The organism is Microcoleus sp. B4-C2, from assembly GCF_036705265.1.
Lineage (GTDB): Bacteria > Cyanobacteriota > Cyanobacteriia > Cyanobacteriales > Microcoleaceae > Microcoleus.
In genome coordinates this window covers 111,439-119,354 of record NZ_JAUBUB010000008.1, presented here as the reverse complement: position 1 = coordinate 119,354, position 7,916 = coordinate 111,439, and the positions used below count along the sequence as shown (strand labels likewise).

The 7,916-nt window shown below is 46.4% G+C and carries 4 protein-coding genes and 1 pseudogene; 4 read left to right on the top strand and 1 reads right to left on the bottom strand.

Annotated features, from left to right (window positions below):
- Window positions 1-152: 152 nt before the first annotated feature.
- The 4 genes from QUB20_RS05320 to QUB20_RS05305 all read left to right on the top strand — a co-directional run bounded on the left by QUB20_RS05320 (window position 153) and on the right by QUB20_RS05305 (window position 7,507).
- Window positions 153-761, top strand: coding sequence for a PadR family transcriptional regulator (locus QUB20_RS05320; RefSeq protein ID WP_333243528.1), 609 nt, complete (start codon window positions 153-155; stop codon window positions 759-761).
- A 265-nt stretch (window positions 762-1,026) separates the two neighbouring features.
- A complete protein-coding gene (locus QUB20_RS05315) occupies window positions 1,027-2,808 on the top strand; it encodes an efflux RND transporter periplasmic adaptor subunit (RefSeq protein ID WP_333243531.1) in 1,782 nt (593 codons plus the stop codon).
- A gap of 180 nt (window positions 2,809-2,988) precedes the next feature.
- Window positions 2,989-6,192, top strand: a complete 3,204-nt coding sequence (locus tag QUB20_RS05310; protein ID WP_333243534.1) for an efflux RND transporter permease subunit — start codon at window positions 2,989-2,991, stop codon at window positions 6,190-6,192.
- Window positions 6,193-6,478: 286 nt separating this feature from the next.
- Window positions 6,479-7,507 (top strand): hypothetical protein, encoded by a 1,029-nt coding sequence (locus tag QUB20_RS05305; protein WP_333243538.1) that lies wholly within the window; start codon window positions 6,479-6,481, stop codon window positions 7,505-7,507.
- 151 nt (window positions 7,508-7,658) lie between these two features.
- Here the strand turns inward: QUB20_RS05305 and QUB20_RS05300 are convergent.
- Window positions 7,659-7,916 (bottom strand): annotated as a pseudogene (locus QUB20_RS05300) (hypothetical protein); the annotation flags it as partial.

Genomic DNA, 7,916 nt, shown 5'->3' with positions numbered 1-7,916 from the left:
AAAATCGAAAATCCTCAAGAAAGAGCATTTATCTCGCGCAAGTCAATTCTTTAATCGAAAATCGAAAATCTAAAATCTAAAATCGATTGACCCGATCGCCCTTGAGTCCGATATAGTGATATAATCCAGACTATAATATCAACTTGATATAAATGCTTGAATTATCAGCACTTGGACTGCTACAGTTGCAACCCATGCACGGCTATCGGCTAAAGCAAAAACTGGAGCTGTTTATGAGCAGTTGCATCAGCGTCAACTATGGAGCGATTTACCCACTCCTGAAGCGCTTGGAAGAGCGAGGCCAGATTGCGACAATTGCCGAAGAAGCCGGAGATGCGGGCTGTCAGCGCAAAATCTACGGAATTACCGCCCAAGGGCGCGAACTCTGGCGGCAAAAAATGCTCGAACACCCTCAAGAAAGCTGGGTTAACAGTGGTTCCCGGTTCCAAATTAAGTTTTTCTTTTTTGGCGACTTAGAACCAGCAGAACGGCTGAAGCTATTGGAACACCGCTTGCGAGCCTGTTACACCCGTCAAGACTACATCGAAAGCCTCAAGAGCGAATATCCACTAACGGACGACTATCAATTTGCTTCTCGCGATCGCTGCGAGTCAGTGCTGGCGTCAGAGATTGAGTGGTTAACCGAGCAACTAGCCAAGGAAAAAAGTGCGATCGCCCAAGTGCGTGACTCCCCAACCTCCGCTGAATCCGCTGAATCCAAGGGAAAATCCTTCCAACTCACCCACTCAGGTGACTCGTAAGAAGGATGTGCAATCATTCCTGCCATCGTAACTTTTGAGAAATAACAAGAAGCTTTCCTAAAAATAATCACCCCTAGGCTTGGCTAACTGTGATGAGACTAAAGCCCTGCACATACCCCAACCCCATTAAAAAGAGACTTTCCCGATTCCATCCTGTTTAAAATCCCTTGTCATTATTCCCCCTTGTTGGAGGGGAACGCCGGAGAATCAAAGATTTCGCCCAAGTCTCAGTCAGAAGTTAAAAAAAATCTAAGTGGTGCTGCCCATGAGTTATTCTAAATCCCCAGAATCCGTCGTTGAAACAGAAGAGCAAAAACCTGCCACACCCGAACTGCACCCAACCGATGCAGACAGCGATCTACCAGAGGATTTTCCCGCCGTTGTCGATCGCCCGGAACCTGTTGCTAAACCACGATCGCGCTGGCCTCTAATTGCGGCGATCGCGATCGCCACAGGCGCAGCAGGTTTCGGCTGGTACTCGTGGCAATCAGGCCAGACTCGCGCACCGCAACAGGCAGCCGCCGCCCAACCCCCAGGCATACCAGTCAAGATCGCAGCCGTACAAACCAGCTCAGTCGAAGATGCTTCCGAATTTGTTAGCAGCTTAGAAGCCAAGCGTTCGGTACAAATCAAACCCGAAGCAGAAGGGCTAGTCACGGAGATTTTTGTCAAAGCCGGCGACTTCATAAATCAAGGGCAAGCCATCGCCCGCATGAAAAGCGACAGCGCCCAAGCGGACTTGAGGCAATCCCAAGCCAACCTGATCCGCGCTCAATCCCACTTAGCCGAATTGCAAGCAGGAGCCAGGCCCGAAGAAATCGCCCAAGCTCAAGCCCAAGTCGCCCAAGCCCAAGCCAACCTCGCCCAACTGCGATCGGGCTCTCGGCCAGAAGAAATTGGTCAAGCCCAAGCCCGCGTTAGCCAAGCTGAAGCCGACCTCGCCGATGCCGAAACAGGTAGCCTCTTAGAAGAAATCGCCCAAGCAAGAGCGCAAATAGAAGCAAGCACAGCCGAAGCAAAGTTAGCCAGCCAGCAACTTGCCAGATATGAGGCCTTGGCAAAAGAAGGCGCCGAATCCGCGAACACCCTTGAGCAATACACCCAAAAAGAAGGCAGCGCCAAAGCCAATCTCCGAGAAGCTCAAAGGCGGTTTGAGCAGCGACAAAAGAACAGACAAGCCGAGATCGATCGCCGCACAGCAGCCTTGCAACAGCAGCGGCAAGCTTTGCGGCAATTGCAAAACGGTTCGCGCCCAGAGGAAATAGCCAAAGCCGAAGCAGAAGTCGCACAAGCCAAGAGTAGATTAGCCCAGTTAGCCAACGGCACTCGCCAAGAACAGCTCGATCAAGCTGAAGCGCAAGTTGCCCAGGCCGCCGCTCAAGTGCGCGGCTTTGAAGTACAACTACAAGAAACTGCGGTCATCGCCCCCTTCGCAGGAGTCATCGGCGACATACCAGTGAAAGTAGGTGATTACTTGCAAAAAGGCAACGCTATCGCCACCCTGACAGAGAACCAATTGCTAGACTTGCGGTTATCAATTCCTTTGGAACGGATGCCTCAATTACGCTTAGGGTTGCCAGTACAAATGCTCGATGCTCAAGGTAAGGCGATCGCCCAAGGTCAAATCAGTTTTATCTCCCCGAACGTCAGCGCCAATTCCCAAACAATTTTAGCTAAAGCCACCTTTCCCAACCCCACTGGCGAACTGCTTAATCTCCAGTTTGTAAAAGCAAAAGTCATCTGGAAACAGAACCCCGGAATTTTAGTTCCAGTAACAGCAGTTACTCGCTTAGGTGGGGAAACTTTTGTCTTCACAGCTCAAAAGCCGGAACAGCCAAAACCTGGAATGCCACCTTTAGTAGCGCGGCAAAAGCCCGTGAAATTGGGAGCCATTCAGGGGAATAATTATCAAGTTATCGAAGGTTTGAAAGCCGGCGAAAAAATTGTTACCGCAGGCATCCTTAACTTGACAGACGGCGCTCCCATTATGGCTCAAGAGGAAGGGAAAGGAGCAGGGGAAAAATTACCATTAGCAAGCCAAAAATAAGGTATGTTGTTGCGCTTTAGCGCTCTTAATAGGTAAATTAAGAGCGCTAAAGGGCAACTACGTACCTTACGTGAAACTACTTGATTGCTCCGCTCTAAAAAAGGGGGCTATTTTAATTTTTGACGCAAGTGCAATTAGGAATTAGCAATTATCAACTAACAACTACCCATTACCCAAATAATGTTTGCAGATTTCTTTATTAAACGACCAGTCTTTGCTAGCGTCTGCGCCTTAATTATTGTTTTGGTAGGCGCAATCAGCATTCCCACATTGCCGATCGAACGCTTCCCCGACATCAGCCCCACCCAAATCAACGTCACAGCCAACTATAGCGGTGCCAATGCTGAAGTTGTCGAAAATGCGGTAACAAACATCCTAGAAAGGCAAATCAACGGCATTGAAGGACTGAAATATCTAACTTCCAGTAGCACTAACAGTGGAACTAGCACCATTACAGCCACCTTTGATACTTCCCGCGACAAAGATATCGCCGCCGTCGATGTGCAGAATCGAGTTGCAGTCGCTCAGCCACAACTCCCCGATGCCGTACAACGCACAGGAGTTACAGTTACAAAACAATCTAACAGCCTACTGCTGGCTATAGGATTATTTACCGAAAATAAAGAATACGATACCATATTTTTAAGCAACTACGCCGACCTCTATTTAGCAGACACTTTAAAGAGAGTAAAAGGCGTGGGCGACGTGCGAATTTTTGGGGAAAGACGCTATGCTATGCGCCTGTGGATCGACCCCAATAAATTAGCGGCTCGTAATCTAACAATGCAAGATGTAACAAGAGCAATTAACGAACAAAACTTGCAAGTTGGAGTAGGAAGAATTGGTCAAGAACCCGCCCCAGAAGGGCAAATGTATCAGATTGATTTGAGTGCAGAAAGTCGTCTCAAAAGCCCCACAGAATTTGAAGACATAGTTATTAAAAGCGAAGCAAATGGAACTTTAGTTAAGTTAAAAGATGTCGGTAGAGCAGAATTAGGAGCAGAAAATTATAACTCTTTTCTGCGATTTCGAGGGAATGACGCGGTGGGTTTAGGGATTTACCAATTACCCGGAAGTAATGCTCTAAATGTTGCCCAAGCCGTCAAAGCAGAAATGGAGAAATTAGCGAAAAACTTCCCTCCGGGGGTGATACATAGAACCGCACTAGATACGACTCAATTTGTCCAAGAGTCAATGGCAGAAGTAGTCAAAACTCTGTTTGAAGCAGTCTTGCTAGTGGTGATAGTTATTTTTGTTTTCCTGCAAGATTGGCGCACTACGATTATTCCCACCCTCACAATACCCATTTCCTTGATTGGGACATTTGCTTTTATCAAAGCTTTCGGCTTTACGATTAACAGTTTGTCTCTATTTGGTCTTACCTTAGCAACAGGTTTAGTGGTTGATGACGCTATCATCGTAGTCGAAAATATTGACCGTCTAGTCCGCCAAGGTATGAATGCCCGCCAAGCAGCTTCCGAGTCAATGCGGGAACTTTTTAGTGCTGTAATAGCCACTTCCTTAGTATTGATGGCCGTGTTCGTACCAGTGGCATTTTTCCCTGGGACAACGGGAGCACTCTATAAACAATTTGCCTTAACAATTGCTTTTTCCGTGCTGCTTTCTACCTTTATGGCGGTTACTCTTACTCCCTCACTTGCCGCTATATTACTGCGCCCAGGTAAGAAGTTTGGCGGCCCGTTGGGTTGGGTGTTTAACCGGATTAATATTTTTCTTGATTGGATGCAAAAGAAATATAGAGAGTCCTTAATATTCTTAACACGATTTAAAACCCTTGTTACCCTGTTGTTTATTGCTTCTCTGGGATTCACCGCTTGGCTTTATTTAGCAGTACCAACAGCATTTATCCCAGAGGAAGACCAGGGCTATTTTCTGACAATTATTCAAGGGCCTCAAGGCGTTTCGCTGCAATACACCCAGCAGGTGATGGATGGAGTTGAACAAGAAATCCTCAATGTTCCTGAAGTGGTGGGTACTTTTTCGGTAGGTGGCTTTGGTTTTAGTGGTAATAGTTCCAACCAGGGGATTATATTTACTACCCTTAAACCCTGGAAAGAAAGGAAAGGTGAAGCTCAAACCGTACAAGCGATTATTGGTAAATTGCAGGGTAAGTTTTTCGCGATTCCAGAAGCGAGAATTTTCCCGGTGAATCCGCCGGCTATTCAAGGTTTAGGTCAATTTGGCGGCTTCCAATTTCAATTGCAAGACCGCAAAGGGAACAGCGGTTTAGATTCTCTAGTTCAGGCGATGGGCGGGATTTTAAAGCAGGCGAATCAGACGCCCGGATTGCAGGCGGTATTTAGTACGTTTGCTGCAAATACGCCTCAGTTACTTGTGGAAGTTGACCGCAATCGAGCTAAGGCTCTAGATATTCCGATTAATGATGTTTTCAGTACGTTACAAACGGCTCTTGGTTCTCAGTATGTGAATGATTTTAATCTGCAGCAGCGCAATTATCGGGTGTATGTTCAGGCGGATAAACAGTTTCGTGATAACCCTGAAGATATTGGGAAATTGTATGTCCGCTCTGGAAAAAATGAAATGATTTCTTTGAGCAATTTGGTGAAAATAACTCCGGTGGTGGGAGCGCAAACTGTTAACCACTACAATTTATATAGGTCAATTGAAATTAGTGGCTCTCCGGCTCCGGGATCGAGTTCTGGACAGGCGATAAAATTGATGGAAAAGGTGTCGGCTGAAGTTTTGCCGTCGGGTTTTGGATATGAATGGTCGGGGAGTTCTTTAGAAGAAATTGAGTCGGGGGGTCAAGCACCAATTATTTTTGGTTTGGGGCTGATTTTTGTGTTCTTGGTTTTGGCGGCTCAGTACGAAAATTATGTCGATCCTTTCATTATTTTGCTGTCGGTTCCTCTGGCGATTTTAGGTGCACTTTTAGCTCAGTCGTTGCGGGGGTTGGCGAATGATGTTTATTGCCAGATTGGTTTGGTGATGTTGATTGGATTGGCAAGTAAAAATGCGATTTTAATTGTGGAGTTTGCTAACCAGTTGCGGGAGCAGGGATATTCAATTACTAAGGCAGCAGTTGAGGCTTCTCAAGAGCGTTTACGACCGATTTTGATGACTTCTCTATCATTTATTTTGGGGATTGCTCCCCTAATTAACCCGGAAGGTGCGGGGGCTGCAAGTCGTAGATCGCTAGGGAATGCGATCGCGGGGGGGATGGTTGTTTCTACTTTCTTGAGTTTGTTTATGGTGCCGGTGCTGTATGTGGTCATTGTCTCGACTCGCGATCGCTTTCGGAAACGCGATAGATTAACAAATCTACCCGGTGATGGTACAACTTTGAACGGCAAAACGACTCCAGGCGAGGAGGTTGAACGCGATAAAGTATCGCCGCTGTAGTGGGTAATTAGTTCCTTTAACTATCCGGTTAGTGGTTCTTGTTGCAAAATATCCGACTATCTGTGCCACGGGCTTTTTGATTGTTGCGACGCTGTGCGGTCACTCTCGGAGAAGATTTTTTGTACAGGTAGCGATCGCCCCCCATCGTGCAATAATGATATGACTTGCACAAAAGCTCTATTAGTAGGTAAATCTTGCCTACCTTACCGCTACATATAGCGTCTCAACTGTCAACCCGTGCAAGTTATCAATTAAACCGGCTGTTGCACTACACAAATTTTTTCTAATGGCTGAAGTCCCCCTAAATCCCGCAGAACTTGCAGAAGCCCTCAACGGCTTTACCGATATCAATTTCCAATTGCCAGACCCCGAAGACGAACAAATACCAGACTTTGATTTCGACAATCAGGTTGACAATGCCTGGAAAGTGTGCGATCGCTTCGACTTGCAAACCGACATCTGGCGGGGACGCATTCTCCGAACAGTTAGAGACAGAGAAAAAAAAGGTGGCGAAGGACGAGGCACTGGCTTTTTGAACTGGCTCAAAGAAAGAGAAATTGGCAAAAGTCAAGCCTATTCTTTGATAGAATTAGCTAATAGTGCCGACACTCTGATTCAGCAAGGAGATTTAGACCCAGATTCCATTAGAAACTTCAGCAAAAGAGCCTTTGTAGAAACCGCCAAAGCATCTCCCGAAGTGCAGCAAATGGTAACAGATGCCGCAGCAAGTGGCGATCGCATCACCCGCCGCGAAGTCAAACAACTCTCCGACGAATGGATGGCAATGAACTCAGATTTATTGCCAGAAGAAGTCAAAGAAAAAGCATCTAGTGGTTCTCTACCTTCCCGCTACCTCGCTCCTTTAGTCAAAGAAATGGAGAAACTCTCTCCATCTCACCAAAGCGAAATTCAAAAAGAAGTAGCAGAAAATCCCGACGTAGATACTGTTAAACAGCTAACATCCGACGCCAAGAACTTATCAAAATATCTCGACGCCGCCGCCCAAGTGCAAGCTCTAAATCAGTCTCACTTAGATATGGAAATGGCCTTAGAAGAATCTTTGCGAGTAGGCTGTTTGGGAACCACCGCCGACGTTGTAAAACAAGCCGCACAGCTAGAACAAACAGTAGTCAAACTCTACACGATTTGGAAGCGTTTAGGCAGTTTGGCAGATAGATTATACGTGGATACAGGAGCAAGCACACCCAATTTGCGGTTGCTTTTGGGATGCTTGGACAGTCTGTCGGGAGAAAAGATTGAAGTGGATTTCGGAGACGGAGAACGCTCTATTCGCTTGCAAATTTTCAGCGAATAGCTCAACATTGACCGCAGATAAACGCCAATCTCTAGGCTGATTATCGGCGTCGAACGCTGTTCATCTGCGGTTAAAATTTCTAAGTTTTTTCCAAAGATATCGGGATGCAAATAACGCCGATATTTGGTAACTACTTCTTTCCCCAACAGCACTACGCTAATCCAAAAACAAACTTCCGCCCAACAGCCAGAACGACAGATAAAGTAGTTTTTTGGGTAATGTCCAGCAGCAGGAAGGGTACAACAAATAAGACTGCCAACCACGGTAGAAAAGATAGGATAAATAAAAATAAACCGAGCTTTTGCATAGATTCACATAATACAGCTTTGATATCCCCTTTATCTCTTAGTCCGCTTGGAGTTGACTTCGCACCAATGTCAGCAACAGGCTTTCCGGCCTGTTCCACAAA

What these genes read in the sequence shown, in the direction of transcription:
- QUB20_RS05315 (WP_333243531.1), top strand. Translation starts at nt 1,027, where the DNA reads ATGAGTTATTCTAAATCCCCAGAATCCGTCGTTGAAACAGAAGAGCAA.
- QUB20_RS05310 (WP_333243534.1), top strand. Translation starts at nt 2,989, where the DNA reads ATGTTTGCAGATTTCTTTATTAAACGACCAGTCTTTGCTAGCGTCTGC.
- QUB20_RS05305 (WP_333243538.1), top strand. Translation starts at nt 6,479, where the DNA reads ATGGCTGAAGTCCCCCTAAATCCCGCAGAACTTGCAGAAGCCCTCAAC.
- QUB20_RS05320 (WP_333243528.1), top strand. Translation starts at nt 153, where the DNA reads ATGCTTGAATTATCAGCACTTGGACTGCTACAGTTGCAACCCATGCAC.